Below are 18,731 nucleotides of genomic sequence, written 5' to 3'. Positions count from 1 at the left end.
TGCCGGACTGCCGGTGCACCGGTTCACGCGGGGCGCGTCCCGGTGGTGGCGTGTCGGCTCAGGCCGGCTGCTGGGCAGAGGCGATGCGCTCGCCCCGGAGCGCCTCGTACCAGCGGTCGTCGATCGGCGGCAGCGCGTTCACGTCGAGCGCCAGCTTCAGCAGCAGGTCGGCGATCTGCGGGTTACGGGCGAGCACGGGCCCGTGCATGTACGTACCGAAGACCGTGTCGTTGTACGCGCCCTCGGTGCCGTCGCCCGTGCCGTTGCCCTTGCCGAGCCGCACCTGCGCGAACGGGCGCGCGGTGGGGCCGAGGTGGGTGACACCCTGGTGGTTCTCGAAACCGGTCAGCTGCGGCAGGTTCAGGCGCGGGTCGATGTCCCCGAGCACGTCACCGACGCAGCGCTCTCCCTCGCCGCGCGTCGAGACCACGTCGAGCAGGCCGAGGCCCGGCTCGCGCTGCCCGAGGTCGTTGATGAACTCGTGGCCGAGGATCTGGTAGCCGGCGCACACCGAGAAGACGATCGCGCCGTTGCCGACCGCGCGGTGCAGGCCCCCGTCGCGGCGCAGCCGCTCCGCGGCGAGCCGCTGCGGCCGGTCCTCGCCGCCGCCGATCAGATAGATGTCACCGGAGGTGGGGATCGGCTGGTCGCTGCGCACGTCGAGGCGGGCGACGTCGAGTCCGCGCTGGCGGGCCCGGCGCTCCACGACGAGCGCGTTGCCCTGGTCACCGTAGGTGCTCAGCAGGTCCGGGTAGATCCACACCAGACGCAGGCTGTTGTCACTCATTCTCTTCGTCCTCCGTGGCTCAGTTGCCGACACGACGCCTCAAATCCTGGAACGCGGTGTAGTTCGCGATGACCTCGATGCGACCGGGCGGTGCGAGCTGCACGGCCTGGTCGAGGGTCTCGCAGACCTGGAAGGACTGGTTGGCGACCTCGAGGCGCACCGCGAGGTCGAGCTTTCGATCACCGAGGACGAAGATCGGGTGCCCGGTCAGCCGGGTGTAGTCGACGTCCCACAGCCAGGAGGTGTCGGTGCCGTCGGCGCCCCGCGCGTTCACGGACAGGATGACCGGGGTGGGCGGCGGGTCGATCAGGGAGAACGTCTCCAGCCAGCCCGCGGGGTTCTTGGCGAGCAGCAGACGCAGGTCGCGCTGCATGAACTGCACCACGTCGTAGCGTCCGGCCACCGCCTGCACCTGGTACATGCGCTCCAGGGCGACCTGCGGGGGCACTCCGAAGACGGCGGCGACGGCGGCCGACGAGGCGGCGTTCGCCTTGTTGGCGCGGCCGGGCAGCTGGAGGTGGATCGGCCAGGCGGAGCCGTGCGGGTCGAGGACGTGGTCGCCGGAGAGCGCCCAGGTCGGCGTCGGACGGCGGAACCCGCAGTCGCCGCAGAACCAGTCGTCGCCGGGGCGCTGCATCACACCGCCGCAGGACGGGCAGGACCAGGCGTCGTCCTTCCACATCTGACCGGCCGCCACCCACATGACGTTCGGCGAGGAGGACGCAGCCCACACGACCAGGGGGTCGTCGGCGTTGGCGACCACGACGGCCTTGGAACCGGCAAGACCCTCACGCCAGTGCTCGGCCATCATCCGGGTCTCGGCGGCCCGGTCGAGCTGGTCGCGGGAGAGGTTGAGCAGCGCGATGCACTTCGGGTCGGTGTCGCGCGCCACACCGGAGAGGTACTTCTCGTCGACCTCGATGACCGCGAACTTGGCGTCCGAGCCGCCGGCCAGCGCCGAGGTGATGCCCGCGGGCATGTTGGCGCCGAGCGCGTTGGACACGACCGGGCCCGCGGCGCCCAGCGCCTCCGCGATCAGCCGGGTGGTCGTGGTCTTGCCGTTGGTCGCCGACACCAGGATCACGTCCAGGTGTGTGGCGAGCCTGGCCAGCAGGTCGGGGTCGAGCTTGAGTGCCACCCGGCCGCCGATCACCGATCCGCTGCCGCGTCCGGCGGCCCGCGAGACGGCCGCCGCCGCCTTGCCCGCCGTCACGGCCAGCTTGGCCCGCGGCGTCAGCGGGTCCGAGTTGCCTGACATCGTTTCTCGATCCTCCTTGCGTACGCGCCGCGCCTCTGCCCCCGGCACCGTGTGGGCCTCAGCCTATCGAGATCCACTCACGTGCCCGAATCGCGGCACCACGACGGTGCCCGCGCGACGTTCGCGCGCCAGTAAGGACCGTACCCTTGCCGCCATGCGACACGGCTCCATCCCCGGCTCCCGAGGGCGCGTCCGCCCGGTGACCCTGCTCGGCGACCCCGTCCTGCACGCGGCGTGCGAGGAGGTCACCGACTTCGGTCCCGAACTGGCCCGGCTCGTCGAGGACATGTTCGCGACGATGTACGCGGCGCGGGGCGTCGGCCTCGCCGCCAACCAGGTCGGTGTGGCCCTGCGGGTGTTCGTGTACGACTGCCCGGACGACGACGAGGTCCGTCATCTGGGACATGTGGTGAACCCGCGTCTTGTCGAGGCGGATGGTGTGGTCCTGCGTGGTCCTGAGGGCTGTCTCTCGCTGCCGGGCCTGGAGGCGGGAACGGAACGGTACGACCACGCCGTCGTCGAGGGTTTCAATGCGGACGGGGAGCCGGTGCGGGTGCACGGCACGGGATGGTTCGCCCGGTGCCTGCAGCACGAGTACGACCACCTGGAGGGTGGCCTGTACGTGGACCGGCTGAGCGGGTGGCGCCGGCACCGGGTGATGCGGCAGGCGGCGCGGGCGCCTTGGGGAGGATGAGCCTCGCCGGCCGGCCTCAGAACCCGGGACCTCCGACACGGTCTCCCGCCGCGGCCAGCCGGCCCCACAGCAGATCGGCCAGGCTCCGCACCAACTCGGCGCGTGTGCACGGCCGCTCGCCCAGCCACCAGTCCCCGGCGGCATGCATCATGCCGACGATCCCGTGGCCCCACACGCGCGCCAGCTGCTGACTGCCCGGCCCGAGATCCACCCGTTCCTCGATGACCTCGGCCAGTTCCTCGCCCATGCGCCGCAGCAGCGGCGCGGAGTGCTTGCCCACGTCGAAGCCGGGGTCACCCGGCTGTCCGCCCTCGGAGGGATGCATCAGGAAGCGGTACACCTGGGGGCGGGCCTCGATGGCCGCCAGATAGGTGTCGAGGGTCGCCTCCACCCGCTCCCGGCGCTCGGCGGGCGCGTCCAGCGCGGCCCGCAGCGCCCCGAGGAGGGCGTCGGTGTGCCGCTTGGCGAGCGCCGCGTAGAGACCACCCTTGTCGCCGAAGTGCCGGTACAGGATGGGCTTGGTGATGCCCGCCTCGGCGGCGATGGCGTTCATCGAGGCGCCGGGGCCGTCGCGGAGCACCACTCTGTCCGCGGCCTCGAGCAGCTCTCGCCGGCGGCGGTCGGCGGACCTCTGCTGATCGGTCCGCTGTGTGGTGTCCATGATCTCTCCCCACCCATGGTGATTCGGTGACGCCTGCGCAAACTAACACTCATCAGCCCATGCACATCGAACGGGCTGCCGAGCGGGCTTCGGGAGTTGACTTTCTCTACTGGTCAGTAACAGACTCCAGTTACCGCAAGTAACATTTTAGTGCACCGCTGGAGGGGACATGGCCGAGTTCACCATGGAGCTCAACGACGAACAGAAGGAGGTCCGCGACTGGCTCCACGGGTTCGCCGCCGATGTGATCCGCCCCGCGGCCGCCGAGTGGGACGAGCGTGAGGAGACTCCCTGGCCGGTCATCCAGGAAGCCGCGAAGGTCGGTATCTATTCCCTGGACTTCTACGCCCAGCAGTACTTCGACGCCACCGGCCTCGGAATACCGATGGCCATGGAGGAACTGTTCTGGGGCGACGCGGGCATAGCGCTCTCCATCGTCGGCACCGGTCTCGCCGCCGTGGGCGTCCTCGCCAACGGCACCGAGGAGCAGATCGGTACCTGGATTCCCCAGATGTACGGGGATGCCAACGATGTCAAGGTCGCGGCCTTCTGCTCCTCCGAGCCCGACGCCGGCTCCGACGTCGCCTCCATGCGCACCCGGGCCGTGTACGACGAGGCCAAGGACGAATGGGTCCTCAACGGCACCAAGACCTGGGCGACCAACGGCGGTATCGCCAACGTCCACGTCGTCGTCGCGGTCGTCGACGCGGACCTCGGCTCCAAGGGTCACGCCTCCTTCATCGTGCCGCCGAACACCCCCGGTCTCTCGCAGGGCCAGAAGTTCAAGAAGCACGGTATCCGCGCCTCGCACACCGCCGAGGTCGTCCTGGAGGACGTCCGTGTCCCCGGGTCCTGCCTGCTGGGCGGCAAGGAGAAGCTGGACGAGCGCCTCGCCCGCGCCCGTGAGCGGGCCAGGGCGGGTGGCGGTGAGCGCGTGAAGAACGCCGCGATGGCCACGTTCGAGGCGTCCCGTCCGGCCGTCGGCGCGATGGCGGTGGGCACCGCCCGCGCCGCGTACGAGGTCGCCCTCGACTATGCGATGACCCGCGAGCAGTTCGGGCGGCCGATCATCGACAACCAGGGTGTCGCGTTCCAGCTCGCCGATATGCGTACCTCCATCGACGCGGCGCGTCTGCTGGTGTGGCGTGCTTCGTGGATGGCGGTCAACGGCAGGCCGTTCACGGCGGCCGAGGGATCGATGTCCAAGCTGTTCGCGAGTGAGACGGCGAAGAAGGTCACCGGACAGGCGATCCAGATCCTGGGCGGCAACGGCTACACCCGCGAGTACCCGGTGGAGCGGATGCACCGGGACGCCGCCATCTACACCATCTTCGAGGGCACGAGCGAGATCCAGCGGCTGGTGATCGCCCGGACGCTTTCCGGGATGCCGATCCGGTAGCGAAGGACGCTGCCCTCACCGGTGCTTCAGAGGGGTGAGCTGCTCGATGTCGTACCGCTTGCGCAGCGCCTCGATCGCCGCGTGGTCCGGTGGGCCCCCGTTGCCCAGGATCTCCAGCAGTTCCTCGAAGTAGCGCTCGTGGTCCGGCGGCGGTGACGCCTGGAAGAACATCTTCGCCGGCGTCTCGGTGGGGTTGGAGAAGGCGTGCGGGCAGCCCGGCGGGACGACGATGACCGTGCCGGGTGCCGCCCGGACCACCCGGCTGCCCGAACTCGACTCCCACTTCTGCCAGTTGTCGGGTGTGCGGATCCGGGGTTCGAAGGCGAGCACGTCCAGCTCGCCTTCGAGCACGTAGAACAGTTCCTCGCTGCGCGTGTGCACATGAGCGCCCACGTCGAACCCGGGCGGCACCAGCACCTCGAAGGTGGACGCCATGCGGGAGTGCGAGCCGGTGACCTTGAACGTCACGTGCTGGGCGGGCGTCCGCACGACCCGGCCGTGACCCGGCGGTACGAGGAGCCCTTCGGGCGCGGTCATCGTCCGCTCACCACCTGACGGGCAGGGCCTCGGGGCCGCGGATCAGCGCTCCCTTTCTGAACGGGACCTGTTCCGGGGCCACGGCGAGCCGCAGGCCCGGCATCCGGTCGAGGAACGCGTCGACCAGGAGCTCCGACTCCAGCCTCGCCAGCATGCCGCCCGGGCAGTAGTGCGGGCCGAAGCCGAACGCCACATGCGGGTTGGGACTGCGGGAGAAGTCGATGGTCTCCGGGTCGGAGAAGACCTCCGGGTCGCGGTTCGCGGCCAGGTACGACACGTAGATCGCCTCGCCCGCCCGGATCCGTACGCCCTTGATGTCGACGTCCTCGGTCGCGATGCGGGAGAGGCCCACCGCGCTGCGGTGCGGGATGTAGCGCAGCAGTTCGTCGATGGCCCGGGGGCGGATGTCCGGCTCGGCCCGCAGCCGTTCGGTCAGGTCCGGGCGGGTCAGGAGGAGGAAGAACAACTGCCCGCAGTTGTTGGTGACCGCCTCGCCGCCGATCTGGAGGAGGACGGCGAGTCCGACGGCCTCCTCCAGGGTGATCTCGCCCTGGCCCACGGCCGCGCCGAGCAGCGAGGTGACGTCCTCGTCGGTACTGCCCCGGCGGTCGCCGATGAGCTTCGCGAAGTAGGACCCCATCTCGTTCTTGGCCTTCTCGCTGACGTCGGCGCCGTGCGAGGAGGACAGGATGAACTGGGTCCAGCTGTGCATGGTGTGCCGGTCGATGGCCGGCACACCCATCAGCTCGCAGATGACCGCGATGGGGAAGGGGCCGAGGACCGTCTCGGTGAGATCGGTGGGCGGACCGTCCTGGAGCAGCTCGTCGATCAGCTCGTCGAGCACCCGCCGGGACTTCTCGCGGACCCGCTCCACCCCGTGCGCCGTGAAGGCGGCGGCCACCGAGCGGCGCAGCCGGGTGTGGTCGGGCGGGTCCAGGAAACCCACCGCTCCCCGGGCGGGGATGAAGTGCGGGGCGAGCCGGGTGACCGGATGGTCCATGACCGCCTCACGGCTGAACCGGGGGTCATTGGCGACCATGCGCACGTCGTCGTGGCGGGTCACCAGCCAGGCCCAGCCCTCGCCGTTGGGCAGCTTGACCCGGGTGACCGGGCCCTCGCGCATCAGCTCGGCCAGCACGGGGTCGAACTCCACGCCGGTCAGGTCGAGGGCGGGCCAGTCGTGGACGGCCGGGGCCGCCTCGGTGATCGTCTCTTCGGTCATGCCGCTCATGCCGGCTCCCCGTCGTTGTTCTGCCAGCGGCCCAGAGACATCTCCGCGGTGATGCCGGGACCGAAGCCCGCGAGGAGTCCGCGCGAGGCGTGCTCGGCGCCGCCCTCCTCGAACAGCCGGCGCGCGGCGTCCAGGACGACGGCGCTGGCGATGTTGCCGTACTCGGTGAGCGTGGCCCGGCTGAACCGGAAGGCGTCCGGCGGGACCTCGAGGAACTTGCTGAGGTCGTCGAGGATCCGCGGGCCGCCCGCGTGGATGATGTAGAAGTCCAGGTCGGAGGCGTCCCAGCCGTGCTGTCGGGCGAGCGAGTGGAGGGCGGGAGCGAGCGGCTCCATCGTTCCCGGCACCCGCTTGTCCAGCAGGAAGTGGAAACCGGTGGCCCGGACGTCGTACATGATCCACTCTTCGGTCTTGGGGATCAGGTACGAGCCGTTGCGTTCGAGCTTGATCCCGGTGCCGCCGCGGCCCCGGACGACGGCCGCGGCGATGCCGTCGCCGAACAGTCCGTTGGACAGCAGGGAGCCGACGCCGAGGTCGGTCGGCTGGTAGCAGAGCGAGCAGAACTCGCAGGCCACGATGAGGGCGTTGCCCTCGGGGTAGGCGGTGCAGAAGTCGTGCGCCCGGTTGATCGCGGCGCCGCCGGCGGCGCAGCCCAGCTGGGCTATGGGCATCTGCCGGGTGTCGCTGCTGAAGTCCATCGTGTTGATCAGCCAGGCCGTGAGCGAGGGCATCATGAACCCGGTGCACGACACGTAGATGATCATGTCGATGTCGGTGGTGAGGAGTTCGGCGTCGTCCAGCGCACGCTGCACGACCGCGGGGACGCGGGCCTTCGCCTCACTCTCGTAGACCTTGTTGCGGTCCTCGAAGCCGGGGTGCTTGAGCGTCTCTTCGATGGGCTGCACGATGTGCCGGGTCTTGACGCCGGTGTTCTCGATCAGTCGCAGTGCCAGCGGCAGTTGGGGGTGGTCCGGGTGGCGGGAGCTCGCCAGCTCCAGCGTCTCCTCCATCGTGATCACGTGTTCCGGGACGGAGACCGAGGGTTTGCACAAAGTCGCCATTGAGCGCGCCTTCTTTCGCCTTCCGGGGAACTCGCGTCCCCCGGCGGAAGGATGGATCACCCACGTTGCGAAGGGTGGTCCACCCACGATCACCCGGAAGCGTGGGGATATCGCGTCGGACTACTCCATTGCGGGGAATTTCGGGACGAAGTGGGATGCTGGTGGAAGGTCCCCCGGACAGGCGAATCGAAGGAGTACGTCATGGCGCGCACGGCCAGGGAGCTGCTGGAACGCACGGCCGGGAAACTCGCCCCGGACCCCCATGCCAACCGGCTGCTGCCGCTGATCGCCCGGGGCGCGGCGCAGCGCTCCACGCTCACCGCCCTCGCCCTGGAACAGGGCCATGTGATTCCCGCGGACCGCCGGGCGTTCCTGCATCTGGCCGAACGGCCGGACACCGGACCCGACGGCGCGGCCTTCTTCACCGAGCTCGCGGAGGGTGAGGCCGTCGCCCTGGACCGGCTGGCCGCCTACGCCGACGCCTGCGGGGCGGACGAGGGGAGAAGGGCGGCGTACGAGCCGCTCGCGGGCTGTCAGAGCTATCCCGCGTACGTCGCCTGGCTCGCCATGAACGGTTCACCCGCCGACGTGGTCCTGGCCCTGACCGCCAACTTCGCTGCCTGGGGCGCCTATTGCGGGACGATCGCCGAGGCCCTGCGCCACCACTACGGCTTCGACGACGAGGCCTGCGGCTTCTTCGACCACTTCGCCGAGCCCGCGCCGGAACTGCGGCAGCGGGCGCTCGCCGCCGTGCAGGAGGGGCTGGGGGCCGACCGGATCGACGAGGACCGGGCACACCACCACGGCCGTCTGCTCCAGGCCTACGAGACCGCCTTCTGGCACGCCCTGTGGGAACAGGACCAACGCGTCGCGTGACACGCCCTCCGGGCCCGGCTCAGCTCTTTCGGGGCGCGGGGCGGGCCCTGGGTCTTCGGGGCGTGGGGGTCGGGCTCCGGCCTTTGGGGGTGCGGGGTCGAGTCGCGGGTTCCGGGGGGCGAAGCCCCCGGCTTTCAGGGGCGGGGCTTTCGGGGCGCGGGGCCGGGCAAGGCTTTTGGGGGCGCGGGGAACTGCGCACCCGGCCACGACGGACCCGCACCCGAAGAAGACACCCTGCGCACCCGGCCACGACGGACCCGCACCCGAAGAAGACACCCCTGTCACCACAACGCCACCCCCTCCCACCCTAGCCGGAGGCGCCCCCGCTGCTGTGGGCGATGCACGCCACATCGATCCGGTCGGCGAGCTTGGCGAGTTCGATGGTCAGCGCCGCCACCGTGTCCTCGTCGAGCCCGCCCTCGCCGGCCTCCACCAGATGCAGCCACCGGCCGCCCAGCGTGCGCAGCAGTTTGCTGACGTCGGCGGCCGCCACCTGCAACGTGCCGCGGTCGTCGACGATCAGAGGCAGGGTAACTTCGCGGTTCACACAGGGGATCGTAGCCGCGGAACGCTCACGCTCCGTGCCATACCGTGGTGATGTTGCAGAACTCGCGGATCCCGTGCTCCGCCAGCTCACGACCGTAGCCGGACCGCTTGACCCCGCCGAACGGGAACGCCGCGTGCGAGGCCGTCATCCCGTTGACGTACACGGCCCCCGCCTCCAGATCCCGTACGAACCGGTCGATCTCGCTCTCGTCGCGCGTCCATACGTTCGAACTCAGCCCGAACGGCGAGTCGTTGGCGAGAGTCACCGCCTCGTCCAGGTCGGCGGCGCGGTACAGCGTGGCGACGGGACCGAAGGTCTCCTCCTGGTGGACGCGCATCTCGGGGGTGATGTCGGCGAGGACGGTCGGCGCGTAGTACCAGCCGCGCTCGCCGAACCCCTCGGGGCGTTCACCGCCGCACAGGACGCTCGCACCGTTCTCCACCGCGTCGTCGACGAGTTCCTCCAGATCGCGACGGCCCTGCTCGCTGGAGAGCGGACCGACGTCCGTGTCCTCGTCCAGCGGGTCGCCGACCTTCAAAGCCGCCATGCCCGCCGTGAAGCGCTCGGCGAAGGCGTCGAACACGTCCGTGTGGACGATGAACCGCTTGGCGGCGATGCACGACTGCCCGTTGTTCTGCACCCGGGCGGTCACGGCGGTCCGTGCCGCCCGGTCGACGTCGGCGGACGGCATCACGACGTACGGGTCGCTGCCGCCGAGCTCAAGGACCGTCTTCTTGATCTCGTCCCCGGCGACCGACGCCACGGCGCGCCCGGCAGGTTCGCTCCCGGTGAGCGTCGCCGCCCTGACCCGTGGGTCGCGCAGGATGTCCTCGACGGCCCCCGAGCCGATCAGCAGCGTCTGGAAACAGCCCTCCGGGAAGCCCGCCCGGCGGAACAGGTCCTCCAGGTAGAGGGCGGTCTGCGGCACGTTGGAGGCGTGCTTGAGCAGGCCGACGTTGCCCGCCATCAACGCGGGCGCGGCGAACCGGATCACCTGCCAGAGCGGGAAGTTCCACGGCATGACGGCCAGGACCGGGCCCAGCGGGCGGTAGCGCACCAGCACACGGGAGGCGCCGGAGTCCTTCACGTCGGAGTCGGCGGGCAGTTCGTCGGCGAGCAGTCCGGCCGCGTGGTCGGCGTACCAGCGCATCGACTTCGCGCACTTGGCGGCCTCCGCGCGGGCCTGCTTGACCGGCTTGCCCATCTCCGTGGTCATCACCCGGCCGATGGCGTCCTGGTCGGCGTCGAGCAGGTCGGCGGCCCGGTGCATCAGGCGGGCCCGTTCGGCGAAGGACGTGGTGCGATAGGTACGGAACGTGTCCTCGGCCGTCGCGAGCTTGCGCTCGATCTCCTCGGCGCCGAGCGCGTCGTACGTCATGAGCGTCTCACCGTTCGCCGGGTTCACCGTCGCGATGGGCATGGCCGACCTCCTGGAGCGGGCTGTTCCTCGACCCTCCCGCGCGCCGGGACGCGGCGCAACGCGAAGGGGGCTGCTCAGTCCTGGTGCTCCGCCAGCCGGTCCACAAACGCCACCTGCGCCGTAACCACGACGGCCCGCGCCCGGTCCAGGCCGAACCACTCCACCCGGTCCAGCTCGGGGAACTCCTGGCGGCGCCCCGACCTCGGCGGCCACTCCATCTCGAAGGTGCCCGGGACCACGGTCGCCGGGTCGAGGTCCGCCTCGATCGCCCAGGCCGTGACGACCTTGCCGCCCGCCTGCCGGACCTCGCCGAGCGGCACCGCCTCCCCGTCGGGCGGGGGCAGTCCCAGTTCCTCCCGGAACTCGCGGCGCGCGGCGTCCCAGGCGGTCTCGTCGGGCTCGTACTCACCCTTGGGCACGGTCCACGCCCCGGCGTCGCGGCGGGCGAAGAACGGGCCGCCCATGTGGCCGAGCAGTACCTCCAGGCCGTCCTCGGCGCGTCGGTACAGCAGCAGTCCCGCGCTGCGCTTCCCCGTCACGGGGCCACCTCCGGATGTGCGGCGAGCAGTGCCGCGACGGTATCCGCCTCGGCGGGGGTCTTGTCCTCGCGATAGCGCACCACGCGGGCGAAGCGGAGCGTGACACCGGCCGGGTACCGGGTCGACCTCTGGAGGCCGTCGTACGCGATCTCGACGACGAGTTCGGGGCGTACGGTCACGACATGGCCGTCGTCCCCCACGGCCAGCTCCTGGAGCCGCCCGGTCTGCCAGGCCAGCATCGCGTCCGTCATGCCCTTGAAGGTCTTGCCGAGCATCACGAACGCCCCGTCCCCGGCACGCGCGCCGAGGTGCAGGTTGGAGAGCTTTCCGGTGCGCCGCCCATGGCCCCACTCGGCGGCCAGGACCACCAGGTCGAGGGTGTGCACGGGTTTGACCTTCAGCCAGGAGGCGCCGCGGCGGCCCGCGCTGTACGTCGCGTCCAGGGCCTTGACGACGACTCCCTCGTGGCCGCGGCGCAGGGTGTCGGCGAGGAACTCCTTTGCCGCGGCGAGGTCCGCGGGGCCCTCGACGAGCGCGCGCCGCACCCGCATCGGCTCGGGTACCAGACGCGCGAGCGCCGCGTGCCGTGCCGCGAAGGGCAGGTCCAGCAGATCCTGTCCGTCCGCCAAGAGGGCGTCGAAGAAGACGGGCGAGACGGGTACGCTCCGCGCGGCCGTGGCCACATCCACCCGTGAGCCCACGCGCCCGGCGGTCTCCTGGAAGGAACGCGGTCGCCCGTCCTCGTCCAGCGCGATGACCTCGCCGTCAAGGATGAACCGGATGTCCTTCAACTCCAGCGCGGCTGAGGTGAGTTCGGGGAGCCGGTCGGTGATGTCGTCGAGTGTGCGGGTGTAGATCCGTACGTCGTCGCCGTCGCGGTGGACCTGTACCCGGATGCCGTCGAGCTTCTCCTCGACGGCACACGCCCCCAGCTTGTCGACGGCCTCGGACACGGACGAGGCGCTGTGCGCGAGCATCGGCAGCACCGGACGGCCGACGGTGAGCCGGAACCCGTCCAGCGCCCCGGGGCCCTCGGCGAGCAGTGCCCGCGCCACCGTTCGCAGCGACCCGGCGAGCATCACCGCCCGGCGTACGTCGGCGGCGGGCGCGCCGGTCGCCACGGCGAGCCCCTCCACCGCGAGCGCGTCCAGCGCGCCCTGCCGCACCTCGCCGGTGAGCAGCCCGAACAGGAAGCGCTGCTCGCTCTCGGTGGCCGCCGCCCGCAACGCGTCCACCAGACGTCCGCGGGCGGCCTGCGAGCCGGTGCCCGTCACCGCGCCGATCTCCGTCAGCCGGGCGTCCACGTCCCGCACGGTGAGCGTGGCCTCGGCGGCGGGCGGGACCGGGCGGCTCAGCAGCTTCCACCCGATGCCGAGCCGCCCCTGCGGGAGGCGCCCCGCGAGATAGGGGATCACGATCGGCACGTCGTCCGCGTCGGCGTCCCGGAACAGCTCGGCGAGCAGAGCGATCTTCCGGGACCGCGCGGAGGTGGCGGCGACCTCCTGGGACACATGGGCGAGCCTGCTCAGCAGCATGCAGCCATGGTGCAACGCGGTCGGGCGGTCCACACCCCGGCGTTCAGTCCCGTCGCGGGACGGCGTCGAGGTCGGCGAAGAGCAGCTCTCCGTTGAGGGTGGCGGCCGCGCGATAACCGGCGCTCGCGGCGTTCACCACCTGCTCGGCGAAGCCGGCCGCGTTGCCCGCCGCCCAGACACCGGGCACGCTCGTCAGCCCGGTCTCGTCGACCACGGGATACGTACCGAACGGGGTCTCGCGCGTTTCGGCTCCCAGGCGCTCGAAGAGGTCGTTGCGGGGGACGGCGCGCGGAGCCACGAACAGCGCCGAACGGGCGTGCGCCGAGCCGTCCGTGAGCCGGACCCCGGTGAGCCGGTCCTCCTCGACGACGAGCGCGGCGACCTCGCCCGGCACCACGGCGACCCCGGCGGCGGCGAGCCGGCGCCGGTCGTCGCGCGACAGCTCCTCCTCGGCGACCTCGTGCAGGAAGAGGGTGACGTCCTTCGACCACTGGGAGACCATCAGCGCCTGGTGGACACCCATCGCCGTACTGGCCAGCACCCCGAAGGCCTCGTCGCGGACCTCCCAGCCGTGGCAGTACGGGCAGTGCAGCACGTCCCGCCCGAAGCGCTCGGCGACCCCCGGCACCGTCGGCAGCTCGTCGGCAAGCCCGGTGGCGAGGACCAGCCGTCGCGCGTCCGCCGTCCGTCCGGACGCGAGCGTCACCCGGAACTCCCCGGAGCCGATCCGGGTCACGTCGACGGCCCGGTCCCGGACCAGTTCGACCCCGTAGCGCGCGACCTCCTCGCGCCCCAGGGCGAGGAACTCGGCGGGCGGCACGCCGTCCCGGGTCAGATAGCCCTGCAGGTGCGCGGCGGGCGCGTTGCGCGGCTCGCCCGCGTCGACGACGAGCGTCCGGCGCCGTGCCCGTCCCAGCACCAGAGCCGCGGACAGCCCGGCCGCGCCGCCTCCGACCACGACGGCCTCGTACTTGTGGGTCATGGTGACCACCTCCGAGGAGACCGTCGCCCGACCGTCCACGGATTGACAAACGGCTTTGCCGAAACTGCAATACCCGTATGACCACGGATGAAGTCCTCGCCGACGTCGGACCCCGGCTGCGCCGGATCAGGAAGGAGCGCGGTGCCACGCTGGCCGGGCTCTCGGAGGCGACGGGGATCTCCGTCAGTACCCTCTCCCGTCTGGAGTCCGGGCTGCGCAAGCCCAGTCTGGAGCTGCTGCTGCCGATCGCCCGCGCCCACCAGGTGGCGCTCGACGAGCTGGTCGGCGCGCCGCCGGTCGGCGACCCGCGCGTCCGCTCCGAACCGATCGTCCGCAACGGCCGCACGCACTGGCCCCTGACGCGGCAGCCCGGCGGGCTCCAGGCCTACAAGGTGCTCGAACCGCAGCGCGAGCTCGACCCGGACCCGCGGACGCATGAGGGCTACGAGTGGCTGTACGTGCTCTCCGGGCGGCTGCGGCTCGTGCTGGCCGAGCACGACGTGGTGCTGGGGGCCGGAGAGGCCGCCGAGTTCGACACGCGTGTTCCGCACTGGTTCGGGTCGACGGGGGAGGGGCCGGTGGAGTTCCTGAGCCTGTTCGGGCCACAGGGGGAGCGGATGCACGTACGGGCCCGGCCGACCCGCCGGTGAGACGGGCCCTTTCGCGTGCGTGACGCACGAGACTGTTCCCTGATCGGCAAGCGACCGCTTAGTATGCGGTCGACCCCGGTCAGACGAAGCAGTCCCGTGGAGGCCCCGCATGCAGGCATGGCAAGTGCACCAGCTCGGCGAACCGAGCGAGGTGATGCGGCTCCAGGACGTGGAGCGGCCGGTCCCCGGTGACGGACAGGTCCTGCTCAAGGTGCGCGCGGCGAACATCAACTTCCCGGACGCGCTGATGTGCCGCGGGCACTACCAGGTCAGGCCGCCGCTGCCGTTCACACCCGGTGTCGAGATCTGCGGCGAGACCGAGGACGGGCGCCGCGTGCTCGCGAACCCCGCACTGCCGTACGGCGGATTCGCCGAGTACGCCGTCGCGGACGCCGCCGCCCTGCTGCCCGCCCCCGACGCCCTGGACGACGCCGAGGCGGCCGCCCTGCACATCGGATACCAGACGGGGTGGTTCGGGCTGCACCGGCGGGCCGGCCTCGAAGCGGGCGAGACCCTGCTCGTGCACGCGGCCGCGGGCGGCGTCGGCAGCGCCGCCGTACAGCTCGGCAAGGCGGCCGGGGCCACCGTCATCGGTGTCGTCGGCGGAGCCGGCAAGGTCCCCGTCGCCCGGGAACTGGGCTGCGACGTGGTCATCGACCGGCGCGGCCAGGACGTCATCGCCGCCGTGAAGGAGGCCACCGGCGGCCGGGGCGCCGACGTGATCTACGACCCCGTCGGCGGCGAGGCCTTCACCCAGTCCACCAAGGTCGTCGCCTTCGAGGGCCGGATCGTCGTCGTCGGCTTCGCCAGCGGGTCCATCCCCAGCCCGGCGCTGAACCACGCCCTCGTGAAGAACTACTCGATCCTCGGTCTGCACTGGGGCCTGTACGGCACCAAGAACCCCAAGCTGATCCAGCACTGCCACGAGCGGCTCACTGAACTCGCCGCGCGGGGTTCGATCAAACCCCTGGTCAGCGAGCGGGTGCCGCTGGCCGGTGCCGCCGCGGCCGTGCAACGCGTCGCCGACGGTGTCACCACGGGCCGGGTCGCCGTGCTGCCCTCACTCGAGAACGGAGCCTCGGCATGACCGACGCCGCACACCGGGGCGGTGCGCCCGACGCCACCGAACTGCGCCGCCGCACCAGGGAGTTGCTGGCCGCCCACCCGCCCCTGGAGACCGGGCGGACGGCCTTCCTGGAGGCCCGCTTCGACGCCGGACTCGCCTGGGTGCACTACCCCGAGGGCCTCGGCGGCCTCGGCGCCCCGCGCACCCTCCAGGCCGTCGTGGACGCCGAACTGGAGGCCGCGGGCGCACCCGACAACGACCCCCGGCGCATCGGCATCGGCCTCGGCATGGCCGCGCCGACGATCCTCGGCTTCGGCACGCAGGAACAGAAGGAGCGCTTCCTGCGGCCCCTGTGGGTCGGCGAGGAGGTCTGGTGCCAGCTCTTCAGCGAGCCCGGCGCCGGATCGGACCTGGCCGCGCTGGGCACGCGCGCGGTCAGGGAGGGCGACGACTGGGTGGTCGACGGCCAGAAGGTCTGGACGTCCAGCGCCCATCTGGCCCGCTGGGCCATCCTCATCGCCCGCACCGACCCGGACGTCCCCAAGCACCGCGGCATCACCTACTTCGTCTGCGACATGACCGACCCGGGCGTCGAGGTACGGCCGCTGCGTCAGATCACCGGCGAGGCCGAGTTCAACGAGGTCTTCCTCACCGGTGTACGCATCCCCGACAGCCACCGCCTCGGCGAGGTCGGCGACGGCTGGCGGGTCGCGCAGACCACGCTCATGAACGAGCGCGTGTCCATCGGCGGCATGCGCATCCCGCGCGAGGGCGGCATGATCGGCCCGGTCGCGAAAACCTGGCGCGAGCGGCCCGAACTGCGCACCCACGACCTGCACCAGCGGCTGCTGAAGCTCTGGGTCGAGGCCGAGGTCGGCCGGCTCACCGGCGAGCGGCTGCGCCAGCAGCTCGTCGCGGGACAGCCCGGCCCCGAGGGCTCAGGCCTGAAGCTCGGCTTCGCCCGGCTCAATCAGGAGATCAGCGGCCTGGAGGTCGAACTCCTCGGCGAGGAAGGCCTGTTGTACGAGGACTGGACGATGCGCCGCCCCGAGCTGGTCGACTTCACCGGCCGCGACGCGGGCTACCGCTACCTCCGTTCCAAGGGCAACAGCATCGAGGGCGGGACCAGCGAGGTCCTGCTGAACATCGTCGCCGAACGCGTGCTGGGACTGCCGTCCGAGCCGCGCACCGACAAGGACGTCGCGTGGAAGGACCTCGCCCGATGACAACGCAGGGCACGCAACCCGATCTGCTGTACTCGGAGGAGGAAGAGGCGCTGCGGGCCGCCGTGCGCGACCTCCTCGCCGACCACTGCGACGCCGGCCGTGTCATCACCCGCACGGAGTCGGACACGCCCTACGACCCCGCGCTGTGGAAGGCGCTCTCGGACGGGATGGGCCTGGCGGGTCTGCTGGTGCCCGAGGAGCAGGGTGGCCAGGGCGCCACCCACCGTGAAGTCGCCGTGGTACTCGAGGAGTTGGGCCGAGCCGTCGCTCCCGTGCCCTATCTCACGAGCGCCGTCGTGGCGACCGAGGCGCTGCTGGCCTGCACGGGGGAGGACGCCGATGCCCTGCTGACGGAGCTGGCGTCCGGACGGACCGTCGGCGCGCTCGCCGTCGCCCTCTCCGCGGCACCGGACGGTGCCCACCGGACCGTACGCGACGAAGGCGGCCTGCTGTACGGCGAGTTGACGGGGATCGCGGACGCGACGGCGGTCCACGTGCTGCTGGTCCCGGCGGCGGACGGCGGCCTGTACGCGGTGGACGCGAGCGCCGTCACGGTCACACCGCAGATCTCTCTCGACCTCACCCGGCCGCTCGCCACGGTCACCCTCGACGGGGTGCGGGGCCGCCGGCTGGGCGACGCCGGACCCGCCGTACGACGGGGCCTGCGGGCCGGCGCCGGACTGCTCGCCTCCGAGCAGCTCGGCCTCGCCGACTGGTGCCTGACGGAGACGGTCCGCCACCTCAAGGAACGCAAGCAGTTCAACCGGCCCGTCGGTGGCTTCCAGGCCCTCAAGCACCGGCTCGCGCAGCTGTGGCTCGAGGTCGTCAACACGCGGGCCGCCGCCCGCAACGCCGCCGACGCGCTCGCGGCAGGCAGCGCGGACACCGACGTGGCGGTCGCCGTCGCCCAGGCGTACGCCGCCCCGGTCGCCGTCCACGCCGCCGAGGAGGCACTCCAGCTGCACGGTGGCATCGGCATGACCTGGGAGCACCCGGTCCACCTGTACCTGAAGCGCGCGAAGGCGGACTCGATCGCCTACGGCACGGCGGGCGCGCACCGTGAGGCACTGGCGCGGCTGGTCGACCTCCAGGCGCCCTGACCGCCCGGCTCATGTGAAGCCCGTCCCACCTGGGGCGGGCTTCCCGGTGTGCGCCGCCGCGAAGAAGTGAACCCATGACGGCAGTCCGGCCAACTCCCCACGCCCCACCGCACCTTGGCTTTCGCGCGCCTCATACTCGCCGGTATCCGGTACGGGACTTCCAGGGAGGCAGAGCATGGCCCACACCACCCGTCGCAGAGCCCTCACCACCCTCGGCGCCGCCCTCGCGGGCGCCGTCGCACTGCCCGCCGTGCACGCGCGAGCCGACGAGCAGGGGCACGGTGGGCGCCCGCTGTGGCGCGCCCACGCCCACAACGACTACGACCACCAGCGCCCCCTGTTCGACGCCCTCGCCCACCGCTTCGGGAGTGTCGAGGCCGACATCTACCTCGTCGGCAACCAGCTCCTCGTCGCCCACGACCCCGTCGATCTCGACCCGACCCGCACCCTCGAAGCGCTCTACCTCGACCCGCTCGTCTCCCGGGTGAGGGCCAACCACGGCTCCGTGTACCGGGGTTACCGCCGGCCGCTGCAACTCCTGATCGACATCAAGACCGAGGGCGCCTCGACGTACCTCGAGCTCGACCGTCACCTGCGCCGCTACCCGCACCTGTTCACGACCTACGCGCACGGCCGGGTGCACCCCGGTCCGGTCACGGCCGTCATCTCCGGCGACCGCGCCGCCCGCACCCCCATGGAGGCGCAGAGCCTGCGGCGTGCCTTCTACGACGGCCGGCTCACCGACCTCGGCAGCGCGGCGACCGCGTCCTTCGTCCCGCTCATCAGCGACAACTGGACACTCAACTTCACCTGGCTGGGGGACGGCCCGTTCCCCGAGGCGGAGCGTGCGAAGCTGCGAGAGATCATCGCGGCGGCGCACGCGCGCCGGCAGAAGGTGCGGTTCTGGGCCACACCCGACCTCGCGGGACCGGCCAGGGACGCGCTGTGGGGCGAACTGCTGGCCGCCGACGTCGACTACTTCAACACCGACGACCTCGCCGGACTCGAGACGTTCCTCGACACGCACGAACGGACACGCGAACAGCCGCGCGAGCGGGCGTAGACACCACACGTTCGGAGGACACGTCAGCCGCCCGGACGAACCCTCCGCTACGCGACACTTGCCGCCGAAAGCCGCGGTGTCGACGTGGCGGAGGAGGTT

At 71.5% G+C, this 18,731-nt stretch carries 19 protein-coding genes; 8 read left to right on the top strand and 11 right to left on the bottom strand.

Features of this window, described 5'->3' with window-relative positions; all coding sequences use genetic code 11:
• Positions 1 to 58 precede the first annotated feature (58 nt).
• The gene (locus HEP85_RS06685; protein ID WP_168526968.1) at positions 59 to 787 is read right to left on the bottom strand and encodes a type 1 glutamine amidotransferase; all 729 of its coding nucleotides are present in this window, start codon (positions 785 to 787) and stop codon (positions 59 to 61) included.
• Between the two features lie 19 nt (positions 788 to 806).
• Positions 807 to 2,045, bottom strand: coding sequence for a MurT ligase domain-containing protein (locus HEP85_RS06680; RefSeq protein ID WP_168526967.1), 1,239 nt, complete (start codon positions 2,043 to 2,045; stop codon positions 807 to 809).
• A gap of 154 nt (positions 2,046 to 2,199) precedes the next feature.
• Between HEP85_RS06680 and def the strand changes: the two genes are divergently transcribed.
• On the top strand, positions 2,200 to 2,739 hold the full coding sequence (gene def, locus HEP85_RS06675; protein ID WP_168526966.1) for a peptide deformylase: 540 nt from the start codon (positions 2,200 to 2,202) through the stop codon (positions 2,737 to 2,739).
• Between the two features lie 16 nt (positions 2,740 to 2,755).
• Here def and HEP85_RS06670 read toward each other — a convergent pair whose 3' ends face one another.
• Positions 2,756 to 3,400: a TetR family transcriptional regulator gene (locus HEP85_RS06670; RefSeq protein WP_148008033.1), complete on the bottom strand. Its 645-nt coding sequence runs from the start codon at positions 3,398 to 3,400 to the stop codon at positions 2,756 to 2,758.
• A 169-nt stretch (positions 3,401 to 3,569) separates the two neighbouring features.
• Here HEP85_RS06670 and HEP85_RS06665 point away from each other — a divergent pair, with 169 nt between their 5' ends.
• The gene (locus HEP85_RS06665) at positions 3,570 to 4,799 is read left to right on the top strand and encodes an acyl-CoA dehydrogenase family protein (protein ID WP_168526965.1); all 1,230 of its coding nucleotides are present in this window, start codon (positions 3,570 to 3,572) and stop codon (positions 4,797 to 4,799) included.
• A 15-nt stretch (positions 4,800 to 4,814) separates the two neighbouring features.
• Here the strand turns inward: HEP85_RS06665 and HEP85_RS06660 are convergent, their stop codons facing one another.
• The 3 genes from HEP85_RS06660 to HEP85_RS06650 are packed head-to-tail and all read right to left on the bottom strand — an operon-like array spanning position 4,815 to position 7,685.
• A complete protein-coding gene (locus tag HEP85_RS06660; protein ID WP_168526964.1) occupies positions 4,815 to 5,336 on the bottom strand; it encodes a cupin domain-containing protein in 522 nt (173 codons plus the stop codon).
• A gap of 7 nt (positions 5,337 to 5,343) precedes the next feature.
• On the bottom strand, positions 5,344 to 6,558 hold the full coding sequence (locus tag HEP85_RS06655) for a cytochrome P450 (protein ID WP_168533395.1): 1,215 nt from the start codon (positions 6,556 to 6,558) through the stop codon (positions 5,344 to 5,346).
• 5 nt (positions 6,559 to 6,563) lie between these two features.
• Complete coding sequence (locus tag HEP85_RS06650) at positions 6,564 to 7,685, bottom strand: type III polyketide synthase (RefSeq protein ID WP_282189906.1); 1,122 nt, start codon at positions 7,683 to 7,685, stop codon at positions 6,564 to 6,566.
• Positions 7,686 to 7,829: 144 nt separating this feature from the next.
• Here HEP85_RS06650 and HEP85_RS06645 point away from each other — a divergent pair, with 144 nt between their 5' ends.
• Positions 7,830 to 8,504: a transcriptional regulator gene (locus tag HEP85_RS06645; protein ID WP_168526962.1), complete on the top strand. Its 675-nt coding sequence runs from the start codon at positions 7,830 to 7,832 to the stop codon at positions 8,502 to 8,504.
• Positions 8,505 to 8,811: 307 nt separating this feature from the next.
• On the opposite strand, the gene HEP85_RS06640 is transcribed toward HEP85_RS06645, so the two are convergent.
• The 5 genes from HEP85_RS06640 to HEP85_RS06620 all read right to left on the bottom strand — a co-directional run bounded on the left by HEP85_RS06640 (position 8,812) and on the right by HEP85_RS06620 (position 13,527).
• The gene (locus HEP85_RS06640) at positions 8,812 to 9,051 is read right to left on the bottom strand and encodes a DUF6213 family protein (protein WP_148008039.1); all 240 of its coding nucleotides are present in this window, start codon (positions 9,049 to 9,051) and stop codon (positions 8,812 to 8,814) included.
• 25 nt (positions 9,052 to 9,076) lie between these two features.
• On the bottom strand, positions 9,077 to 10,471 hold the full coding sequence (locus HEP85_RS06635) for an NADP-dependent succinic semialdehyde dehydrogenase (protein ID WP_168526961.1): 1,395 nt from the start codon (positions 10,469 to 10,471) through the stop codon (positions 9,077 to 9,079).
• A 74-nt stretch (positions 10,472 to 10,545) separates the two neighbouring features.
• On the bottom strand, positions 10,546 to 11,010 hold the full coding sequence (locus HEP85_RS06630) for an NUDIX domain-containing protein (RefSeq protein WP_168526960.1): 465 nt from the start codon (positions 11,008 to 11,010) through the stop codon (positions 10,546 to 10,548).
• Positions 11,007 to 12,545 (bottom strand): ATP-dependent DNA ligase, encoded by a 1,539-nt coding sequence (locus HEP85_RS06625; RefSeq protein WP_168526959.1) that lies wholly within the window; start codon positions 12,543 to 12,545, stop codon positions 11,007 to 11,009. The genes HEP85_RS06630 and HEP85_RS06625 overlap by 4 nt, the downstream gene beginning before the upstream one ends.
• A gap of 43 nt (positions 12,546 to 12,588) precedes the next feature.
• A complete protein-coding gene (locus tag HEP85_RS06620; protein ID WP_369657631.1) occupies positions 12,589 to 13,527 on the bottom strand; it encodes an NAD(P)/FAD-dependent oxidoreductase in 939 nt (312 codons plus the stop codon).
• A 77-nt stretch (positions 13,528 to 13,604) separates the two neighbouring features.
• Here HEP85_RS06620 and HEP85_RS06615 point away from each other — a divergent pair, with 77 nt between their 5' ends.
• The 5 genes from HEP85_RS06615 (at position 13,605) to HEP85_RS06595 (ending at position 18,632) form a co-directional block, all read left to right on the top strand.
• On the top strand, positions 13,605 to 14,177 hold the full coding sequence (locus tag HEP85_RS06615; RefSeq protein WP_168526958.1) for a helix-turn-helix domain-containing protein: 573 nt from the start codon (positions 13,605 to 13,607) through the stop codon (positions 14,175 to 14,177).
• A 109-nt stretch (positions 14,178 to 14,286) separates the two neighbouring features.
• Entirely contained in the window at positions 14,287 to 15,264 is a 978-nt protein-coding gene (locus HEP85_RS06610) for an NADPH:quinone oxidoreductase family protein (protein WP_168526957.1), read from the top strand.
• A complete protein-coding gene (locus HEP85_RS06605; protein WP_168526956.1) occupies positions 15,261 to 16,469 on the top strand; it encodes an acyl-CoA dehydrogenase family protein in 1,209 nt (402 codons plus the stop codon). The genes HEP85_RS06610 and HEP85_RS06605 overlap by 4 nt, the downstream gene beginning before the upstream one ends.
• Positions 16,466 to 17,569, top strand: coding sequence for an acyl-CoA dehydrogenase family protein (locus tag HEP85_RS06600; RefSeq protein ID WP_168526955.1), 1,104 nt, complete (start codon positions 16,466 to 16,468; stop codon positions 17,567 to 17,569). Before HEP85_RS06605 ends, HEP85_RS06600 begins: the two co-directional genes overlap by 4 nt.
• Before the next feature lie 175 nt (positions 17,570 to 17,744).
• Positions 17,745 to 18,632 (top strand): phosphatidylinositol-specific phospholipase C/glycerophosphodiester phosphodiesterase family protein, encoded by an 888-nt coding sequence (locus HEP85_RS06595; protein ID WP_168526954.1) that lies wholly within the window; start codon positions 17,745 to 17,747, stop codon positions 18,630 to 18,632.
• The last annotated feature ends 99 nt before the right edge of the window (positions 18,633 to 18,731 follow it).

Source organism: Streptomyces sp. RPA4-2, assembly GCF_012273515.2.
Classification (GTDB): domain Bacteria; phylum Actinomycetota; class Actinomycetes; order Streptomycetales; family Streptomycetaceae; genus Streptomyces; species Streptomyces kaempferi.
This window is presented reverse-complemented; position numbering and strand designations above follow the sequence as displayed.

Excerpts from the sequence above, each read along its gene's own strand:
- HEP85_RS06685 (WP_168526968.1), bottom strand. The coding sequence starts at position 787 with ATGAGTGACAACAGCCTGCGTCTGGTGTGGATCTACCCGGACCTGCTG.
- HEP85_RS06680 (WP_168526967.1), bottom strand. The coding sequence starts at position 2,045 with ATGTCAGGCAACTCGGACCCGCTGACGCCGCGGGCCAAGCTGGCCGTG.
- def (WP_168526966.1), top strand. The coding sequence starts at position 2,200 with ATGCGACACGGCTCCATCCCCGGCTCCCGAGGGCGCGTCCGCCCGGTG.
- HEP85_RS06670 (WP_148008033.1), bottom strand. The coding sequence starts at position 3,400 with ATGGACACCACACAGCGGACCGATCAGCAGAGGTCCGCCGACCGCCGC.
- HEP85_RS06665 (WP_168526965.1), top strand. The coding sequence starts at position 3,570 with ATGGCCGAGTTCACCATGGAGCTCAACGACGAACAGAAGGAGGTCCGC.
- HEP85_RS06660 (WP_168526964.1), bottom strand. The coding sequence starts at position 5,336 with ATGACCGCGCCCGAAGGGCTCCTCGTACCGCCGGGTCACGGCCGGGTC.
- HEP85_RS06655 (WP_168533395.1), bottom strand. The coding sequence starts at position 6,558 with ATGACCGAAGAGACGATCACCGAGGCGGCCCCGGCCGTCCACGACTGG.
- HEP85_RS06645 (WP_168526962.1), top strand. The coding sequence starts at position 7,830 with ATGGCGCGCACGGCCAGGGAGCTGCTGGAACGCACGGCCGGGAAACTC.
- HEP85_RS06635 (WP_168526961.1), bottom strand. The coding sequence starts at position 10,471 with ATGCCCATCGCGACGGTGAACCCGGCGAACGGTGAGACGCTCATGACG.
- HEP85_RS06625 (WP_168526959.1), bottom strand. The coding sequence starts at position 12,545 with ATGCTGCTGAGCAGGCTCGCCCATGTGTCCCAGGAGGTCGCCGCCACC.
- HEP85_RS06620 (WP_369657631.1), bottom strand. The coding sequence starts at position 13,527 with ATGACCCACAAGTACGAGGCCGTCGTGGTCGGAGGCGGCGCGGCCGGG.
- HEP85_RS06615 (WP_168526958.1), top strand. The coding sequence starts at position 13,605 with ATGACCACGGATGAAGTCCTCGCCGACGTCGGACCCCGGCTGCGCCGG.
- HEP85_RS06610 (WP_168526957.1), top strand. The coding sequence starts at position 14,287 with ATGCAGGCATGGCAAGTGCACCAGCTCGGCGAACCGAGCGAGGTGATG.
- HEP85_RS06605 (WP_168526956.1), top strand. The coding sequence starts at position 15,261 with ATGACCGACGCCGCACACCGGGGCGGTGCGCCCGACGCCACCGAACTG.
- HEP85_RS06600 (WP_168526955.1), top strand. The coding sequence starts at position 16,466 with ATGACAACGCAGGGCACGCAACCCGATCTGCTGTACTCGGAGGAGGAA.
- HEP85_RS06595 (WP_168526954.1), top strand. The coding sequence starts at position 17,745 with ATGGCCCACACCACCCGTCGCAGAGCCCTCACCACCCTCGGCGCCGCC.